This window comes from Streptomyces sp. NPDC002835, assembly GCF_053591995.1.
In genome coordinates this window covers 30,685-47,855 of sequence record NZ_JBSFUW010000008.1, presented here as the reverse complement: position 1 = coordinate 47,855, position 17,171 = coordinate 30,685, and the positions used below count along the sequence as shown (strand labels likewise).

General features: G+C 70.9%; 15 protein-coding genes. 9 read left to right on the top strand and 6 right to left on the bottom strand.

The window, feature by feature from the left end; all coding sequences use genetic code 11:
* Positions 1-6 precede the first annotated feature (6 nt).
* The 7 genes from ACWD01_RS11100 to ACWD01_RS11070 all read left to right on the top strand — a co-directional run bounded on the left by ACWD01_RS11100 (position 7) and on the right by ACWD01_RS11070 (position 6,862).
* Entirely contained in the window at positions 7-1,218 is a 1,212-nt protein-coding gene (locus ACWD01_RS11100; RefSeq protein WP_451160382.1) for a phosphoglycerate kinase, read from the top strand.
* A 5-nt stretch (positions 1,219-1,223) separates the two neighbouring features.
* Entirely contained in the window at positions 1,224-2,000 is a 777-nt protein-coding gene (gene tpiA, locus ACWD01_RS11095) for a triose-phosphate isomerase (protein ID WP_451160380.1), read from the top strand.
* A 134-nt stretch (positions 2,001-2,134) separates the two neighbouring features.
* Positions 2,135-2,365 carry a preprotein translocase subunit SecG gene (secG, locus tag ACWD01_RS11090; RefSeq protein WP_356892142.1) on the top strand — a complete coding sequence of 77 codons (231 nt, stop codon included), beginning with the start codon at positions 2,135-2,137 and terminating at the stop codon, positions 2,363-2,365.
* 135 nt (positions 2,366-2,500) lie between these two features.
* Complete coding sequence (locus ACWD01_RS11085) at positions 2,501-2,836, top strand: RNA polymerase-binding protein RbpA (RefSeq protein WP_003957010.1); 336 nt, start codon at positions 2,501-2,503, stop codon at positions 2,834-2,836.
* A gap of 369 nt (positions 2,837-3,205) precedes the next feature.
* Positions 3,206-4,855, top strand: a complete 1,650-nt coding sequence (gene pgi / locus ACWD01_RS11080) for a glucose-6-phosphate isomerase (protein ID WP_451160709.1) — start codon at positions 3,206-3,208, stop codon at positions 4,853-4,855.
* 4 nt (positions 4,856-4,859) lie between these two features.
* Entirely contained in the window at positions 4,860-5,360 is a 501-nt protein-coding gene (locus tag ACWD01_RS11075; RefSeq protein ID WP_451160378.1) for a PH domain-containing protein, read from the top strand.
* The gene (locus ACWD01_RS11070; protein WP_451160376.1) at positions 5,357-6,862 is read left to right on the top strand and encodes a PH domain-containing protein; all 1,506 of its coding nucleotides are present in this window, start codon (positions 5,357-5,359) and stop codon (positions 6,860-6,862) included. The genes ACWD01_RS11075 and ACWD01_RS11070 overlap by 4 nt, the downstream gene beginning before the upstream one ends.
* A 370-nt stretch (positions 6,863-7,232) precedes the next feature.
* On the opposite strand, the gene pgl is transcribed toward ACWD01_RS11070, so the two are convergent.
* From pgl to tkt, 5 genes are read right to left on the bottom strand one after another with little or no spacing between them, the layout of a single operon-like run.
* Entirely contained in the window at positions 7,233-8,018 is a 786-nt protein-coding gene (gene pgl / locus ACWD01_RS11065) for a 6-phosphogluconolactonase (protein WP_451160374.1), read from the bottom strand.
* Positions 8,015-9,022 (bottom strand): glucose-6-phosphate dehydrogenase assembly protein OpcA, encoded by a 1,008-nt coding sequence (gene opcA, locus ACWD01_RS11060; protein ID WP_451160372.1) that lies wholly within the window; start codon positions 9,020-9,022, stop codon positions 8,015-8,017. The genes pgl and opcA overlap by 4 nt, the downstream gene beginning before the upstream one ends.
* Entirely contained in the window at positions 9,019-10,542 is a 1,524-nt protein-coding gene (gene zwf, locus ACWD01_RS11055) for a glucose-6-phosphate dehydrogenase (protein WP_451160707.1), read from the bottom strand. The genes opcA and zwf overlap by 4 nt, the downstream gene beginning before the upstream one ends.
* 14 nt (positions 10,543-10,556) lie before the next feature.
* Positions 10,557-11,675 (bottom strand): transaldolase, encoded by a 1,119-nt coding sequence (tal, locus tag ACWD01_RS11050; protein WP_451160370.1) that lies wholly within the window; start codon positions 11,673-11,675, stop codon positions 10,557-10,559.
* A 35-nt stretch (positions 11,676-11,710) separates the two neighbouring features.
* A complete protein-coding gene (tkt, locus tag ACWD01_RS11045) occupies positions 11,711-13,798 on the bottom strand; it encodes a transketolase (protein WP_451160368.1) in 2,088 nt (695 codons plus the stop codon).
* A 340-nt stretch (positions 13,799-14,138) separates the two neighbouring features.
* Between tkt and ACWD01_RS11040 the strand changes: the two genes are divergently transcribed.
* The gene (locus ACWD01_RS11040) at positions 14,139-15,092 is read left to right on the top strand and encodes a heme o synthase (RefSeq protein WP_451160366.1); all 954 of its coding nucleotides are present in this window, start codon (positions 14,139-14,141) and stop codon (positions 15,090-15,092) included.
* Positions 15,093-15,165: 73 nt separating this feature from the next.
* Positions 15,166-15,522, top strand: coding sequence for a hypothetical protein (locus ACWD01_RS11035; protein WP_451160364.1), 357 nt, complete (start codon positions 15,166-15,168; stop codon positions 15,520-15,522).
* Between the two features lie 668 nt (positions 15,523-16,190).
* Here ACWD01_RS11035 and ACWD01_RS11030 read toward each other — a convergent pair.
* Positions 16,191-17,147: a COX15/CtaA family protein gene (locus tag ACWD01_RS11030; protein WP_451160705.1), complete on the bottom strand. Its 957-nt coding sequence runs from the start codon at positions 17,145-17,147 to the stop codon at positions 16,191-16,193.
* Between the last annotated feature and the right edge of the window lie 24 nt (positions 17,148-17,171).

Here is a 17,171-nt window from a genome sequence, read left to right as displayed (position 1 = left end):
CAAAACATGAAGACCATCGACCAGCTGCTGGCCGACGGGGTCGCCGGCAAGCGGGTATTCGTCCGCGCCGACCTCAATGTGCCGCTCGACGGCACGACCATCACCGACGACGGCCGGATCAGGGCCGTCGTGCCGACCGTCGCCAAGCTCGCGGAGGCCGGCGCGCGTGTCGTCGTCGCCTCGCACCTGGGCCGTCCCAAGGGCGCCCCGGACCCGGCGTTCTCGCTGGCCCCCGCCGCCGCCCGCCTCGGTGAACTGCTCGGCTCGCACGTGGAGTTCGCGACCGACACGGTCGGCGAGTCCGCCACGGCCGTCGTCGCGAACCTCCAGGACGGCCGGGTCGCCGTCCTGGAGAACCTCCGCTTCAACGCCGGAGAGACTTCCAAGGACGACGCCGAGCGCGGCGCCTTCGCCGACCGGCTCGCCGCCCTCGCCGATGTGTACGTCGGCGACGGCTTCGGCGCCGTGCACCGCAAGCACGCCTCGGTGTACGACCTCCCGGCCCGGCTGCCGCACGCGGCCGGCTTCCTGATCGCGACCGAGGTCGGCGTCCTCAAGAAGCTCACCGAGGAGGCCCGGCAGCCGTACGCCGTCGTGCTCGGCGGCGCGAAGGTCTCCGACAAGCTCGGCGTCATCGACCACCTGCTGGAGAAGGCCGACCGCATCCTCATCGGCGGCGGCATGGCCTACACCTTCCTCAAGGCCCAGGGCCACGAGGTCGGTATCTCCCTGCTCCAGGAGGACCAGGTCCCCGTGGTGCTCGAGTACCTGGAGCGCGCCAAGGCCAAGGGCGTGGAGTTCGTGCTCCCCGTCGACGTGCTGGTCTCCACGGAGTTCCCGGACCTCAAGACCAAGGCGCCGGCCAACCCGACCGTGGTCGCCGCGGACGCGATCCCGGCCGACCAGGAGGGTCTGGACATCGGTCCGGAGACCCGCAAGCTGTACGCCTCGAAGCTCGCCGACGCGGCCACCGTCTTCTGGAACGGCCCGATGGGCGTCTTCGAGCACCCCGACTACGCCGAGGGCACCAAGGCCGTTGCCCAGGCGCTCGTCGACTCCCCGGCCTTCACCGTGGTCGGCGGCGGGGACTCCGCCGCGGCCGTGCGGACCCTGGGCTTCGACGAGAAGGCATTCGGCCACATCTCGACCGGCGGCGGCGCCAGCCTCGAGTATCTCGAGGGCAAGACGCTCCCCGGCCTTGCCGCACTGGAGGACTGAACACCTTGACCACGCGTACCCCGCTGATGGCGGGCAACTGGAAGATGAACCTCAACCACCTCGAGGCCATCGCGCACGTCCAGAAGCTCTCCTTCGCACTGGCCGACAAGGACTACGACGCCGTGGAGGTCGCCGTCCTGGCGCCCTTCACCGACCTGCGGTCTGTCCAGACCCTGGTCGACGGCGACAAGCTGAAGATCAAGTACGGCGCCCAGGACATCTCGGCCCACGACTCCGGCGCCTACACCGGCGAGATCTCGGGTCCGATGCTGGCCAAGCTGAAGTGCACCTACGTGGCGGTGGGCCACTCCGAGCGCCGCCAGTACCACGCCGAGACCGACGAGATCTGCAACGCCAAGGTGAAGGCCGCGTACAAGCACGGTCTGACCCCGATCCTCTGCGTCGGCGAGGGCCTGGAGATCCGCAAGGCCGGCAACCAGGTCGAGTACACCCTCGCCCAGCTCGACGGCGGCCTGAAGGACGTCCCGGCCGAGCAGGCCGAGTCCGTTGTGATCGCCTACGAGCCGGTCTGGGCCATCGGCACCGGCGAGGTCGCCACCCCCGAGGACGCCCAGGAGGTCTGCGGTGCGATCCGCGGCCGTCTCGCGGAGCTGTACTCGCAGGAGCTGGCCGACAAGGTCCGGATCCAGTACGGCGGCTCGGTGAAGTCGGGGAATGTGGCCGCGATCATGGCGCAGCCCGACGTCGACGGCGCCCTGGTGGGCGGCGCGGCGCTGGACGCCGACGAGTTCGTCAAGATCGTCCGCTTCCGCGACCAGTGAGTAACCGGTGAGTATGCGGTAGCGCCGATCCGGCGTACCCTTGCGGGGGCCTGGGGCTCACACATCGAGCCCGGGGCCCCCGTCGTCCGTATTGAGCCAAGAGAATTGCCAGGAAGTAGGGTCCAGCCGTGGTTATGGGATTCTCGATCGCCCTGATCCTTTTCAGCGGGCTGCTGATGTTGCTCGTGCTGATGCACAAGGGGAAGGGCGGCGGCCTTTCCGACATGTTCGGCGGCGGTATGCAGTCGTCCGTGGGCGGCTCCTCGGTCGCCGAGCGCAACCTCGACCGCATCACCGTCGTGGTCGGTCTGCTGTGGTTCGCGTGCATTATCGTGCTCGGTCTGCTGATGAAGCTGGACAGCTGACCCGGGAATTGAACCTCCGGGGCCGGTGTGTAACTCCAATCACTGGACGAGCGTTGGGCCTTACGTAGACTGGGGCACTCGCGGCGCAGCCGCTGTGAATCGCTGTGCAGCACCATCACGCAGGGAGTTACGACCGTGGCAAGTGGCAACGCGATCCGGGGAAGCCGGGTCGGAGCGGGGCCGATGGGCGAGGCTGAGCGAGGCGAGTCCGCGCCGCGCCTCCGCATCTCCTTCTGGTGCTCGAACGGGCACGAGACGCAGCCGAGCTTCGCCAGTGACGCACAGGTCCCCGACACTTGGGACTGCCCGCGGTGCGGGTTCCCGGCCGGTCAGGACCGGGACAATCCGCCGGACCCGCCGCGCACCGAGCCGTACAAGACGCACCTCGCCTATGTACGGGAGCGGCGCAGCGACGCGGACGGCGAGGCGATCCTCGCGGAGGCACTCGCCAAACTGCGCGGCGAGATCTAGTGCCCCTCCCGGCAAGCTTTGCCCCGTCGCGCCGCCCATCACGCACTCCCCCGTAGCCCTTCGGGCACGGGAGGTGCCCCCACGCCGCGTTGGCCGGAAGTCCTAGTAGCTCCGCTACGAGGGCTTCCGGCCGCCTTGCGATCGCACGCACTGGACGACGCTCCTCGACGGGCAAACATTGCCGGTCACGGCACTAGTTTTCCGGCCCGGCCGGCACCCCTGATGAGGGTGCCGGCCGGACTTTCTCGTCACCGGGCCGCTTTCTGCGCGCTGCCCCGCCGAGGCATTGCCGGCCTGCCTGATCAATTAGGTTGGGAACCGCAGCGGGGCATGCAGGCAGGTACGAGAAGAAGTGGGCTGATGTCCGAGATGAACGCAGGCAAGACCAGGCTCAACCAGATGCCCGAATGGACGGCTCTCGGCAAGCACCGCGAGCAGTTGGGCGACACGCATCTGCGGGAGCTGTTCGCGGCGGACGCCGAGCGCGGCAGCAGGTACACCCTCCAGGTCGGCGATCTGTATCTCGACTACTCCAAGCACCTGGTCACCGACGAGACGCTGGCGCTGCTGCGCGAGCTGGCCGCCGCCACCGACGTCGCCGGGCTCCGGGACGCCATGTTCCGCGGCGAGAAGATCAACACCACCGAGGACCGCGCCGTCCTGCACACGGCGCTGCGTGCCCCGCGCGACGCCGTGATCGAGGTCGACGGCGAGAACGTGGTGCCCGCCGTCCACGCCGTGCTCGACAGGATGGCCGCCTTCTCCGAGAGGATCCGCTCCGGCGAGTGGACCGGCCACACCGGCAGGCGCATCAGGAACATCGTCAACATCGGCATCGGCGGCTCCGACCTCGGGCCTGCGATGGCGTACGAGGTGCTCCGCTCCTACACCCAGCGGGACCTGACGCTCCGCTTCGTCTCCAACGTGGACGGGGCCGACCTGCACGAGGCCGTACGGGACCTCGACCCGGCGGAGACCCTTTTCATCATCGCCTCGAAGACCTTCACCACCATCGAGACGATCACCAACGCCACCTCCGCCCGCGAGTGGCTGCTCACCGGCCTCGGGGCCGGCCCCGACGCCGTCGCCAAGCACTTCGTCGCCCTGTCGACCAACGCGGAGAAGGTCTCCGGCTTCGGTATCGACACGGCCAACATGTTCGAGTTCTGGGACTGGGTCGGCGGCCGCTACTCGTACGACTCCGCGATCGGCCTCTCCCTGATGATCGCGATCGGCCCGGACCGGTTCCGGGAGATGCTCGACGGCTTCCACCTCGTCGACGAGCACTTCCACACCGCACCCGCCGAGGCCAACGCACCGCTGCTGCTGGGCCTGTTGGGCGTCTGGTACGGGGCGTTCTTCGACGCCCAGTCGCACGCCGTGCTGCCGTACTCGCACTACCTGTCCAAGTTCACCGCCTACCTCCAGCAGCTCGACATGGAGTCCAACGGCAAGTCCGTGGACCGTGACGGCAATCCGGTCGACTGGCAGACCGGCCCGGTGGTGTGGGGCACCCCCGGCACCAACGGACAGCACGCGTATTACCAGCTGATCCACCAGGGCACCAAGATGATCCCGGCCGACTTCATCGGCTTCGCCAAGCCCGTGCCCTCCCTGCTCGCCGGCCTCGTCCCGCAGCACGACCTGCTGATGGCCAACTTCTTCGCGCAGACGCAGGCCCTCGCCTTCGGCAAGACGCCCGAGGAGGTCAGGGCGGAGGGCGTCGCGGAGGAACTGGTGCCGCACAAGACGTTCAAGGGCAACCACCCGACGACGACCGTCCTCGCGGAGGACCTCACGCCCTCCGTGCTGGGCCAGCTGATCGCGCTCTACGAGCACAAGGTGTTCGTCCAGGGCGCCGTCTGGAACATCGACTCCTTCGACCAGTGGGGAGTCGAGCTGGGCAAGGTGCTCGCCAAGAGGATCGAGCCGGTGCTGACCGAGGGCAAGGGCGGCGAACAGCTCGACAGCTCGACCGCGACCCTGGCCGGCAAGTACCGCACGCTGCGCGGACGGTGAGCGGATGGCGGGGGAGAACGCGGTGCGGCTGCGGCCGCCGAACAACCGGCTGAACGAACGGGCCGTCAACTGGTGGCGCACCCAGTGCCTGCTGACGGCCGCCGTCCCGGCCGCCGTACTGGCCGTGCTGGGCGCCTTCGTCGAGCCGGCCAGGACCTGGCTGATGGTCCCGGCCGCCGTCATCGCCGGCGCCGGCCTCGCCGCCACCGCGTTCTTCCCCGCCTGGTGGTACCGGGTGCACCGCTGGGAGGTCACCGACGAGGCGGTGTACGTCCGCACCGGCGCCCTCTGGCAGGAGTGGCGGATCGCGCCCATGTCCCGCATCCAGACCGTCGACACGGTCAGGGGCCCGCTGGAACAGGCGTTCCGGCTCGCCACCGTCACGGTGACCACCGCCTCCGCCAAGGGCGCCGTCAGGATCGAGGGACTCGACCACGAGGTCGCGGCCGAACTCGCGCAGCGCCTGACCCGGATCACCCGGGCCACCCCCGGCGACGCGACATGAGCGCCCCCGACCCGGACTGGCGGCAGCTCGATGGGCGCACCGTCCTCGTCACCGCCCTGGTCATGACCGGCTTCACGGCCGGCGCCGGACTGCCCACCCTCGTCGGCCTCGCCGGCGGCATGCCCCTGTGGCAGGCCGCCGCCTGGGTGGCCGCCGGGGCCGCGTTGCTGATCGGCGCGGTCACCGGCGGCGACCTGGTGCGCTGGCAGCGCACCCGCTACCGCATCGGCCCCGAGCGGGCAGAGCTCCACACCGGACTCCTCCTGGTCAAACGGCGCTCCCTGGCCCGCGAACGGATCCGCACCGTCGACCTCACCGCCAATGTGCTGCTGCGCGTCCTCGGACTCGTCAAGGTCCGCATCGGCACCGGCGAGCACGCCGGAGGCGGCGAATCCACCCTCGAACTCGACGCGGTCACCCGCGCGGAGGGCGAACGGCTGCGCCTCGAACTGCTCGCCAGGGCCGCCCCGCACGAGGCCGGCGGCCACCCCGACGGACCGCTGGCCGTCCTCGACCCCTCCTGGATCCGCTACGCCCCGGTCTCCTTCGTCGCCCCGCTGCTCGGCGGCGCCGCGGTGGGCGCGGTGATGCAGATCAGCGAATGGTTCGGAGTACGGGGCGCGGTCCTCGCCTGGGTGTGGGACCGCTTCAAGGACACCTCGATCGTCTGGATGATCGTCGTACTCGCCGCTGCCGCGCTGGTCACCGGGATCGTCGGCGCGCTCGGCCTCTGGATCGAGATGTGGTGGAACTACCGGCTCGAACGCGAACCCGGCGGCACGCTGCGGGTCCGGCGCGGCCTGTTCACCTCACGCTCCATATCGATCGAGGAACGCCGGCTCCGCGGTGTCGACCTGGTCGAGCCGCTGGGCGTCCGCCTCTTCGGCGCCGCCCGGCTGGACGCGGTCGCCACCGGGCTGGTCAACAATGAGAAGGACAAGAAGGCCGACGCCAACGTGCTGCTGCCGGTGGTTCCGAGGGCGCAGGCCGACGAGGTCGCGGCGCTCGTGCTGCGCGAGAACGCGTCCCCGACGGCGCCGTCCCGCCTGACGCCCCACCCGCCCGCCGCCCGTGGCCGCCGGCTGCGCTGGGCGCTCGCCGCCGTACTGCTGCCGGCCGGCGTCCTCGCCCTCCTCGGCGTGCTGCTCACGCCGGTGCTGCTGTGGATCGCCGCAGGGTGCGCGGCGGTCGGCGTCCCGGCGGCGGTACTCCTCGCGCTCGACGCGTACCGCGCCCTGGGGCACGGCATCACCGGCGACTACCTCCTCACCCGCTCCGGCAGCCTCCGCCGCAGCACGGTCGCGCTCCAGCGCACCGGCGTGATCGGCTGGACGGCCCGCCAGTCCCTCTTCCAGCGCCGGGCGGGCCTGATCACCCTGACGGCGACGACTGCGGCGGGCGGGGGAGCGTACGGCGTCTACGACGCGGGGGAGTCGGAGGCCCTGACGTTCGCGTCGGCGGCGGTGCCGGGGCTGCTGGAACCGTTCCTGCACCGCGACTGACGCGGCGCGGGCGTGTTCCGCTACCTGCCCCTTCCCGAAAGGGGCAGGTAGCGGACCCTGTATCGCCCTCCGGGCGGTGGCCTCAATCGCCGGCCGGGCTGGAAATGCCGCTGCGCGGCAACCCAGCCCGCCGGGCAACTCAAGCCTCGCCTGCGTTTTGAGGCGCGGGGTTCGGGGCGGAGCCCCGACAAGACCGGCAAGTTCCAGCCTCGCCGGCGATTGAGGCGCAGGGGTCCGGGGGCAGCGCCCCCGGTTCGGGAAGGGGCGGGGAGGGGACAAGCCCCGCGCAGCGGCCACCCCGCCCCGCCCACAGCGAGAGGCCCGGGCCGTCGCGCGGGCGGCCCGGGCCTCTCGGACAACGGGGCCAGGCCTACGCCGAGGCCGGGACGTACAGCGAGCGCGGCAGTTTCGACGCCGCCGCCCCGTCCAGCAGCCACAGTGTCCGGGACCGCCCGTACGCTCCCGCCGCCGGCGCCTGGATCTCGCCCGCGCCCGACAGCGCGATCTCCGCCGCCTCCGCCTTGTCCTCGCCCGCCGCGAGCAGCCACACCTCGCGGGCGGCGCGGATCGCGGGCAGCGTGAGCGAGATGCGGATCGGCGGCGGCTTGGGCGCACCGTGGACGCCGACGACCGTGCGTTCCGTCTCCCGGACCGCCGGCAGCTCGGGGAAGAGCGACGCCACATGCGTGTCCGGTCCGACGCCGAGCATCAGCACGTCGAACGTCGGCACCGGACCGTGGTCCTCGGGGCGTGCCGCCGCGGCCAGCTCCGTCGCGTAGGCCGCGGCGGCCGCCTCGACGTCGGAGCCGTACGGCCCGTCCGACGCGGGCATGGCATGCACTCGCGACGCGTCCAGCGGCACGGCGTCGAGCAGCGCCGCCCGCGCCTGGGTGACGTTGCGCTCCGGGTCGCCCTCGGGCAGGAACCGCTCGTCGCCCCACCACAGGTCGAGCCGCGACCAGTCGACCGCGTCCCGCGCCGGGGACGAACCGAGCGAGGCCAGCACGCCGTTGCCGTTGCGGCCGCCGGTGAGGACCACCGACGCGGAGCCACGGGCGGCCTGCGCGTCCACGATCTTCGTGATCAGCCGGGCCGCCGCCGCCTGCGCCATCAGCTCCTTGTCGCGGTGGACGACGAGCTGCGGTGCCGTGCTCATTTGGCCGCCGCCTTCTTCGCGGGGGCGGCCTTCTTCGCGGCCGGGGCCGTCACCGGCGGCGCCTCCGCCGCCGGCCCGCCCGTACCGAGGCGCTCCACGCCGAACCGCAGCGCCGACGAGTACGTGTCGTCCGGGTCCAGCCGGCGCAGCTCCTCCGCGATCAGCTCGGCCGTCTCACGCCGCTTCAGCGCGACCGCGCGATCCGGCTGGCCCTCGATGGAGAGCGTCGCCAGCGACCCGTCGGGCCGGTCGAGCACGATGGGGCCGCAGTCGGACTGCAGCCGTACCGAGGTGAGACCGGGGCCGGCCGACGACGTCCGCTTCACCGGTACGTCCAGCCGGTCGGCGAGCCACATGGCGAGCAGCTCGCAGCTCGGGTTGAACTCCTCGCCCTCCACCTCGACGGAGGTGACCTGGCAGGTGACCTGGTCCAGCGCGGCCGCCAGCATGGAGCGCCACGGAGTGATCCGGGTCCAGGACAGGTCGGTGTCGCCGGGGGTGTAGGCCTCCGCGCGGGCCGCGAGCTCGCGCACCGGCTGCTCGGCCGAGTACGTGTCGGTCACCCGGCGCTGGGCCAGTGAACCGAGCGGGTCGTTGGCCGGGTCGGTCGGCGCGTTGACCGGCCACCAGACGACGACGGGGGCGTCGGGCAGCAGCAGCGGAAGCACCACGGACTGGGCGTGGTCGACGACCTCGCCGTACAGCCGCAGAACGACCGTCTCACCGGTGCCGGCGTCCGCGCCGACGCGGACCTCCGCGTCGAGCCGGGCCTTGGCCCGGTCGCGCGGGGAGCGCGAGACGCGCTTGATGACCACGAGGGTGCGCGAGGGGTGCTCGCGGGATGCCTCGTTGGCGGCCTTCAGCGCGTCGTAGGCATTCTCCTCATCGGTCACGATGACCAGGGTGAGGACCATGCCGACGGCCGGGGTGCCGATCGCGCGGCGGCCCTTCACCAGCGCCTTGTTGATCTTGCTGGCCGTGGTGTCCGTAAGGTCGATCTTCATGGCCGACGCCAGCTCCGTCCGTCTCGTGCGAGCATTTCGTCCGCCGCGTCCGGACCCCAGGTGCCGGCCGTGTACTGCGCCGGCTTGCCGTTCGCGTCCCAGAACTGCTCGATCGGATCGAGGATCTTCCAGGACAGCTCGACCTCCTCCACCCGCGGGAAGAGGTTGGAGTCGCCGAGCAGCACGTCGAGGATGAGCCGTTCGTACGCCTCGGGGCTGGACTCCGTGAACGACTCGCCGTACGCGAAGTCCATCGACACGTCTCGGACCTCCATCGAGGTGCCGGGCACCTTGGAGCCGAACCGCATGGTCACGCCCTCGTCCGGCTGGACCCGGATGACCAGGGCGTTCTGCCCCAGCTCCTCCGTGGCGGTGGAGTCGAACGGCGAGTGCGGGGCGCGCTGGAAGACGACGGCGATCTCGGTGACGCGGCGGCCGAGCCGCTTGCCGGTGCGCAGATAGAACGGGACGCCCGCCCAGCGGCGGTTGTCGATCTCCAGCTTGATCGCGGCGTAGGTGTCGGTCTTCGACTTCGGGTCGATGCCGTCTTCCTGCAGATAGCCGACGGCCTTCTCGCCGCCCTGCCAGCCGGCCGTGTACTGCGCACGTACCGTGCTCTTCGCCAGGTCCTTGGGGAGCTTCACCGCTCCGAGGACCTTGGTCTTCTCCGCCGCGAGGGCGTCCGCGTCGAAGGAGGCGGGCTCCTCCATCGCGGTCAGCGCCAGCAGCTGGAGGAGGTGGTTCTGGATCACGTCACGGGCGGCGCCGATGCCGTCGTAGTAGCCGGCGCGGCCGCCGATGCCGATGTCCTCGGCCATCGTGATCTGCACATGGTCGACGTACGACCGGTTCCATATGGGCTCGAAGAGCGTGTTGGCGAACCGCAGCGCCAGGATGTTCTGGACGGTCTCCTTGCCCAGGTAGTGGTCGATCCGGAAGACCTCGTTCGGCGGAAAGACCTCGTGCACCACCTGGTTGAGCTCCTCCGCGGAGACCAGGTCGTGGCCGAACGGCTTCTCGATGACCGCGCGTCGCCAGGAACCCTCCCGCTGGTCCGCCAGCCCGTGCTTCTTGAGCTGCCGGACGACCTTGGGGAAGAACTTCGGCGGCACGGAGAGGTAGAACGCGAAGTTCCCGCCGGTGCCCTGCACCTTGTCGAGATCCTCGATGGTGGTCTTCAGCTGCTCGAACGCGGCGTCGTCGTCGAAGGTGCCCTGGACGAACCGCATCCCCTGGATGAGCTGCTGCCAGACCTCCTCGCGGAACGGCGTACGCGCGTGCTGCTTGACCGCGTCGTGGACCTCCTGCGCGAAGTCCTCGTCGGCCCACTCGCGCCGGGCGAAGCCGACGAGCGAGAAGCCGGGCGGCAGCAGCCCCCGGTTCGCGAGGTCGTAGACGGCGGGCATGAGCTTCTTGCGCGACAGGTCGCCCGTGACGCCGAAGATGACCAGGCCCGACGGCCCCGCGATACGCGGGAGCCGTCGGTCGGCAGCATCACGGAGCGGGTTTGCTCCGCCAATACCGGACAAGTCGCTCAGCCCTCCGACGGTGCGAGGCGCTGGAGCTCGGCCTCGGTCGACTTGAGCAGGTCGTTCCAGGACGCCTCGAACTTCTCCACGCCCTCGTCCTCCAGCAGCTGGACGACCTCGTCGTAGGAGATGCCGAGCTTCGCGACGGCCTCGAGGTCGGCGCGGGCCTGGTCGTAGGTGCCGCGGACGGTGTCACCGGTGATCTGGCCGTGGTCGCCGGTGGCCTCGAGCGTGGCCTCCGGCATGGTGTTCACCGTGCCCGGGGCGACCAGTTCGTCGACGTACAGGGTGTCCTTGTACGCCTTGTCCTTGACGCCGGTCGAGGCCCACAGCGGACGCTGCTTGTTGGCCTGGGCCCGGTCGAGCTCGGCCCAGCGGTCGCTGCTGAACACCTCTTCGAAGGCCTCGTAGGCGAGGCGCGCGTTGGCCAGTGCGGCCTTGCCGCGGGCCTCCTTGGCCTCGGGGGTGCCCAGGGCGTCGAGGCGCTGGTCGATCTCGGTGTCCACGCGGGACACGAAGAACGAGGCCACCGAGCGGATCTTGGACAGGTCCAGGCCCGCGGCCTTGGCCTTCTCCAGACCGGCCAGGTAGGCGTCCATGACCTCGCGGTAGCGCTCCAGCGAGAAGATCAGCGTCACATTGACGCTGATGCCGAGGCCGATGACCTCGGTGATCGCCGGCAGACCCGCCCTGGTGGCCGGGATCTTGATGAAGGTGTTCGGCCGGTCCACCAGCCAGGCCAGCTGCTTGGCCTCCGCGATGGTCGCCTTCGTGCTGTGCGCCAGGCGCGGGTCGACCTCGATCGACACCCGGCCGTCCTGGCCGCCCGTCGAGTCGAAGACCGGACGGAGCACGTCCGCGGCGTCACGCACGTCCGCGGTGGTGATCATGCGGATGGCTTCCTCGACGGTCACCTTGCGGGCCGCGAGGTCCTCCAGCTGCTGGTCGTAGCCGTGACCCTGCGAGATCGCCTTCTGGAAGATCGACGGGTTGGTCGTGACACCCACGACGTGCTGCTGGTCGATCAGCTCGGCGAGATTGCCGGAGGTGATCCGCGTGCGCGAAAGGTCGTCCAGCCAGATCGCGACGCCTTCGTCGGAGAGGCGCTTGAGTGCGTCTGTCATGAGAAATGCATCTCCTACTAGTTCGTATACCGGCGTCAGCGCGCGGCTGCTGCGATCGATTCCCGCGCGGCGGCGGCGACCGCCTCGGCGGTGAAGCCGAACTCGCGGAAGAGGACCTTGCCGTCCGCCGAAGCGCCGAAGTGCTCCAGCGAGACGATGCGTCCGGCGTCACCCACGTAGCGGTGCCAGGTCAGGCCGATGCCGGCCTCGACCGCGACACGTGCCTTGAGCGACGGGGGAAGCACCGAGTCCCGGTACCCCTGGTCCTGCTCCTCGAACCACTCGACGGACGGCATCGACACGACCCGGGTCGGCACCCCCGCCGCCTGGAGCTCCTCGCGGGCCGCGACGGCCAGCTGGACCTCGGAGCCCGTGCCGATCAGCACGACCTGGGCGTCGCCGCCCTCCTCCTCGAAGAGGACGTAACCGCCCTTGGCCGCGTCCTCGTTGCACTCGTACGTCGGCACGCCCTGGCGGGTCAGCGCGAGGCCGTGCGGGGCGCCCTTGCCGAACTCCTTGGTGTACCGCTTGAGGATCTCGCGCCAGGCGATCGCGGTCTCGTTGGCGTCGGCCGGGCGCACGATGTTCAGGCCCGGGATGGCGCGCAGCGAGGCCAGGTGCTCGACCGGCTGGTGGGTCGGGCCGTCCTCGCCGAGGCCGATCGAGTCGTGCGTCCACACATAGGTGACCGGCAGGTGCATCAGCGCGGACAGCCGGACCGCGTTGCGCATGTAGTCGGAGAACACCAGGAAGGTGCCGCCGTAGACGCGGGTGTTGCCGTGCAGCGCGATGCCGTTCATGACCGCGGCCATGGCGTGCTCACGGATGCCGAAGTGGATCGTCCGGCCGTACGGGTCGGCCTCCGGCAGCGGGTTGCCCGCGGGGAGGAACGACGACGTCTTGTCGATGGTCGTGTTGTTCGAGCCGGCCAGGTCGGCGGAGCCGCCCCACAGCTCGGGCACGACCGCGCCCAGCGCCTGCAGCACCTTGCCGGACGCGGCGCGGGTGGCGACGCCCTTGCCGGTCTCGAACTCCGGCAGCGCGTCCTCCCAGCCCTCGGGCAGCTCGCCGGAGCGGATCCGGTCGAACTCGGCGGCGCGCTCCGGGTTGGCCGTACGCCACGCGGCGAACGTCTTCTCCCACTCGCCACGGGCCTCACGGCCCCGGTCGAGCGCGCCCCGGGTGTGCCCCAGGACCTCTTCGGAGACCTCGAAGTGCTTCTCCGGATCGAAGCCCATGACCCGCTTGGTGGCCGCGACCTCCTCGTCGCCCAGCGCCGAGCCGTGCGCGGCCTCGGTGTTCTGCGCGTGCGGGGCGGGCCAGGCGATGATCGAGCGGGCCGCGATGAAGGACGGGCGCTCGGTCTCGGCCTGCGCCGCCTTCAGCGCGTTGTACAGACCGACCGGGTCGAGGTCGCCGTTCTCCAGCTGCCCGACGCGCTGGACGTGCCAGCCGTACGCCTCGTAGCGCTGCAGGGTGTCCTCGGAGACGGCCGTCTCGGTGTCGCCCTCGATGGAGATGTGGTTGTCGTCCCACAGCAGGACCAGGTTGCCGAGCTTCTGGTGGCCGGCCAGCGAGGAGGCCTCGGCCGAGATGCCCTCCTGGAGGCAGCCGTCACCGGCGATGCACCAGACGGTGTGGTCGAACGGCGACGTGCCCGCCTCGGCGTCCGGGTCGAAGAGGCCGCGCTCGTAGCGGGCGGCCATCGCCATGCCCACGGCGTTGGCGACACCCTGGCCGAGCGGTCCGGTCGTCGTCTCGACGCCCGTCGTGTGGCCGTACTCGGGATGGCCGGGGGTCTTCGAACCCCAGGTGCGGAACGCCTTGAGATCATCGAGCTCCAGGCCGTAGCCGGCCAGGTAGAGCTGGATGTAGAGCGTGAGCGACGAGTGGCCGGCGGACAGGACGAACCTGTCACGGCCCGTCCAGTCGGCGTCCGCGGGGTCGTGCCGCATCAGCTTCTGAAAGAGCACATACGCGGCGGGGGCCAGGCTCATGGCCGTACCCGGATGGCCGTTGCCGACCTTCTGTACGGAATCCATGGCCAGGACGCGGACGGTGTCGACTGCCCGCTGGTCCAACGCGGTCCACTCGAGGTCTGTGGTGGTCGGCTTGGTGCTCACCCTGAGTCAGGGCTCCTCTCCACATGTCGAATCCCGGTGACGAGGGGTGTACCGGGCGCTGTCGAGCCTACCCTCGCAGCAGTGCGCCCTTTTCTGCTGCGCGTCTTTCCCATTGGACAATGTCAGGGTGCGGGGAGCGGGTGTTCCCCGCCCGTCGGGGATGTATACGGCGGGTGTCCCGAGGCCGCTCAACACGAGCCGACCCCCGCGAAGATCGGTGTCCGGGCAGCGTCTAGAGTGGCGTGGTACGCGCGAGTCCGTCACGGGTCTTGACTCCCCCACAGCCTTTGGGGCATGGGAGGGGCCCCGGGGGAGGCTTGCTGGGATTTCTCTGTCAGGGGTGTGCGTGACGGCCGTCGAGTCCCGACCCGCAGGGGTCGTCTTGGCCACCGGCCCGGGGGGCCATCGGCCGTTCGGGGCCCGCGTCAAGGCGTTCGTGGCGCTGACCAAGCCGCGGATCATCGAACTGCTGCTGATCACCACGGTGCCGGTGATGTTCCTCGCCGAGCAGGGTATTCCGGACCTGTGGCTGGTGCTCGCCACCTGCCTCGGCGGATACCTCTCCGCGGGCGGCGCGAACGCGCTCAACATGTACATCGACCGCGACATCGACGCCCTGATGGACCGCACCTCGCAGCGCCCGCTGGTCACCGGCATGGTCTCGCCGCGCGAGGGCCTGGTCTTCGGCCTGACCCTCGCCGTGGTCTCCACCCTCTGGTTCGGCCTGCTCGTCAACTGGCTCTCCGCCGCGCTGTCGCTCGGCGCGCTGCTGTTCTACGTCGTCGTCTACACGATGATCCTCAAGCGCCGCACCGCGCAGAACATCGTCTGGGGCGGCATCGCCGGCTGTATGCCGGTCCTGATCGGCTGGTCCTCGGTCACGAACTCGGTGTCCTGGGCCGCCGTCATCCTCTTCCTCGTCATCTTCTTCTGGACGCCGCCGCACTACTGGCCGCTGTCGATGAAGGTGAAGGACGACTACGAGCGGGTCGGCGTGCCGATGCTGCCGGTCGTCGCGGGCAACAGGGTCGTCGCCCGGCAGATCGTCGTCTACAGCTGGGTCATGGTCGCCGTCTCGCTGCTGCTGACCCCGCTCGGCTACACCGGGTGGTTCTACACCTCGGTGGCGCTGGTCGCCGGCGGCTGGTGGCTGTGGGAGGCGCACGGGCTGCAGAGCCGGGCCAAGGCGGGGGAGTCGGGCGGCAAGCTCAAGGAGATGCGGCTGTTCCACTGGTCCATCACCTATGTGTCGCTGCTCTTCGTGGCCGTCGCGGTGGACCCCTTCCTGCGCTGAGCGTGCCCGGGGTGGCCGAGGCCACGTCGCCCGGCCGTCGCCGAACGATCTACCCGCGAGTAGCATGCGGGTCATGGCTGATACCACGGTTGATGAGACGGCTTCCGCGCCGGCGTCCGACGCCCGCGCCCGGCGCAGGGCCGCGAGGCTCGCCAAGCAGATCCAGGCGTTCTCCAAGGCGCACGGCGGCGCCGAGGGCCAGCTCGCCCACCTCGGCCAGACGGGCACCCGCATCGTGCTCGTCGGCGAGGACGGCGAGTGGGGCGACCTGGTCGCACCGGACCACGCCGTCGCGGTCAGCGCCGCGGAGAAGTCCGGGATCACGCTGCACGAGTCCTTCGACGGCGACTTCGCCGCGAAGGTGCGCACCGGGCCGTACGAGTGGTCCCGCATGGCCGGCATCCAGCTCGGCGGCCCGTCCAACACCTGAGCCCCACCCGGACCCGGGGCTCCGGCCCCGGACCGGTCCGGGCCTTGCCCGGTCCGTGCCGCTGTCCGGGTGCGGTCGCTCCAACGCCGGGCCCCGTGACCGGTTCGCGCTGGTCCGACGTTCCCTCGAGGCGGCACCTGGGCCCGCTCCGCCCTCCGGGCCTGTGTCCGCCGGGTGGGCGGGCCCCGGGCTTCGCCCGGACCCGGTACCGCGCTTCGTGCGGTGGCCTCAAACTCCCCTACGGCCTGGCGGCCGTGGGTGGTACTCCCGGGCCGGGCTGAAAATGCCGCTGCGCGGCACGCAACAGCCCCTGGAGCACGCCGGCTTGAATTGCCCCCGCGCGGCACACCGCCCTCGGAGCAGCCTTCTCACGCCGGGCCGGCTGCAGCTGCGCGGCCGGCCTGCCCATTCGCGTCGCGACAGCAGGCTCGCTGGGGCACCTCCCACCGGCCGCCAGGCCGTAGGGGAAGTTCGAGGCGCGGGGGCGTGTGGCCAGGCAACTCAGCCTCGCCGGCGTTCGACGCGCGGGGGCGTCAGGTCCGGCAACCTCAGCCCCGCCGGCGTTTGAGGCGCGGGGTTGGGGGGCGGCGCCCCGACGTGACCGGCAGGTTCCAGCACCGGAGGGGGCACCTCCCGCGGCCGCCCCGACAAGAGCGTAAGGCGCCGGGTCAGGCCGGGGTCAGGGACGGGGACGTCGGCGCCGGGGCCGACGCGCGTTCGCGCAGGCTCAGAGCGAGCCGTACGACCGCGATCCACATCAGCGACGAGCCCAGCATGTGCGCCGCCACCAGCAGTTCCGGTACGCCGGTGAAGTACTGCACGTACCCGAGCACCCCCTGCAGCAGCACCACCAGCAGCAGGTCGCGGGCGCGCGCCCGGGTGTCGTCGGGGGCGTCGACCACGCGGAGGACGAGCCACATCGCGACGGCCAGCGCGCACACCGCCCACGCGGCGATCGCGTGGATGTGCGCCGCCGCCGCCCAGTCCCACGGCATGCGCGGGACGTCGCTGCTGTCACCCGCGTGCTTGCCGGAGCCGGTCACCGTCGTGCCGAGGGTGATCAGCACCGCGGAGACCGCGACGATCGCCCAGGCCAGCCTGCGCACCGGTCGCGGGACCCGCGGCCGGGGCGCCTCGTCGCCCTCACCGGTGCGTACCCAGGTCACCGTCGCGACCGTGAGCAGCGCGTTGGCGAGCAGGAAGTGCCCGGCCACCGTCCACGGGTTGAGGCCCGCCCACACCGTGATGCCGCCGAGGACGGCGTTGCCCATGACGATCCAGAACTGCGCCCAGGTCAGCCGCCCCAGGCCGCGCCGCCGCGGCTTCACGGAACGGACCGCGATGATCGCCCAGCCGACGGCTGCCGACAGGACGTACGTCAGCATCCGGTTGCCGAACTCGATCGCGCCGTGAATGCCCTGCTCGGGCGTGGCGAAGAGGCTGTCGTCCGTGCACTTGGGCCAGGTGTCGCAGCCGAGGCCGGAGCCGGTCAGCCGTACGGCACCGCCGGTGACGATGATGACGACGGTCATCAGGACGGCGGAAAGCGCGGCGCGCCGCAGAATTTTGGGCGACGGAGTCCAGCGCTGGGCGATATGGGCGAGGGGGGTCTGCACGGCCACTATCGTAAGCGGGGGCTTGTGCACGGT

What these genes read in the sequence shown, in the direction of transcription:
- ACWD01_RS11035 (WP_451160364.1), top strand. Translation starts at nt 15,166, where the DNA reads ATGGCTGATACCACGGTTGATGAGACGGCTTCCGCGCCGGCGTCCGAC.
- opcA (WP_451160372.1), bottom strand. Translation starts at nt 9,022, where the DNA reads ATGAAGATCGACCTTACGGACACCACGGCCAGCAAGATCAACAAGGCG.
- ACWD01_RS11070 (WP_451160376.1), top strand. Translation starts at nt 5,357, where the DNA reads ATGAGCGCCCCCGACCCGGACTGGCGGCAGCTCGATGGGCGCACCGTC.
- tal (WP_451160370.1), bottom strand. Translation starts at nt 11,675, where the DNA reads ATGACAGACGCACTCAAGCGCCTCTCCGACGAAGGCGTCGCGATCTGG.
- ACWD01_RS11100 (WP_451160382.1), top strand. Translation starts at nt 7, where the DNA reads ATGAAGACCATCGACCAGCTGCTGGCCGACGGGGTCGCCGGCAAGCGG.
- pgl (WP_451160374.1), bottom strand. Translation starts at nt 8,018, where the DNA reads ATGAGCACGGCACCGCAGCTCGTCGTCCACCGCGACAAGGAGCTGATG.
- secG (WP_356892142.1), top strand. Translation starts at nt 2,135, where the DNA reads ATGGGATTCTCGATCGCCCTGATCCTTTTCAGCGGGCTGCTGATGTTG.
- ACWD01_RS11075 (WP_451160378.1), top strand. Translation starts at nt 4,860, where the DNA reads ATGGCGGGGGAGAACGCGGTGCGGCTGCGGCCGCCGAACAACCGGCTG.
- pgi (WP_451160709.1), top strand. Translation starts at nt 3,206, where the DNA reads ATGAACGCAGGCAAGACCAGGCTCAACCAGATGCCCGAATGGACGGCT.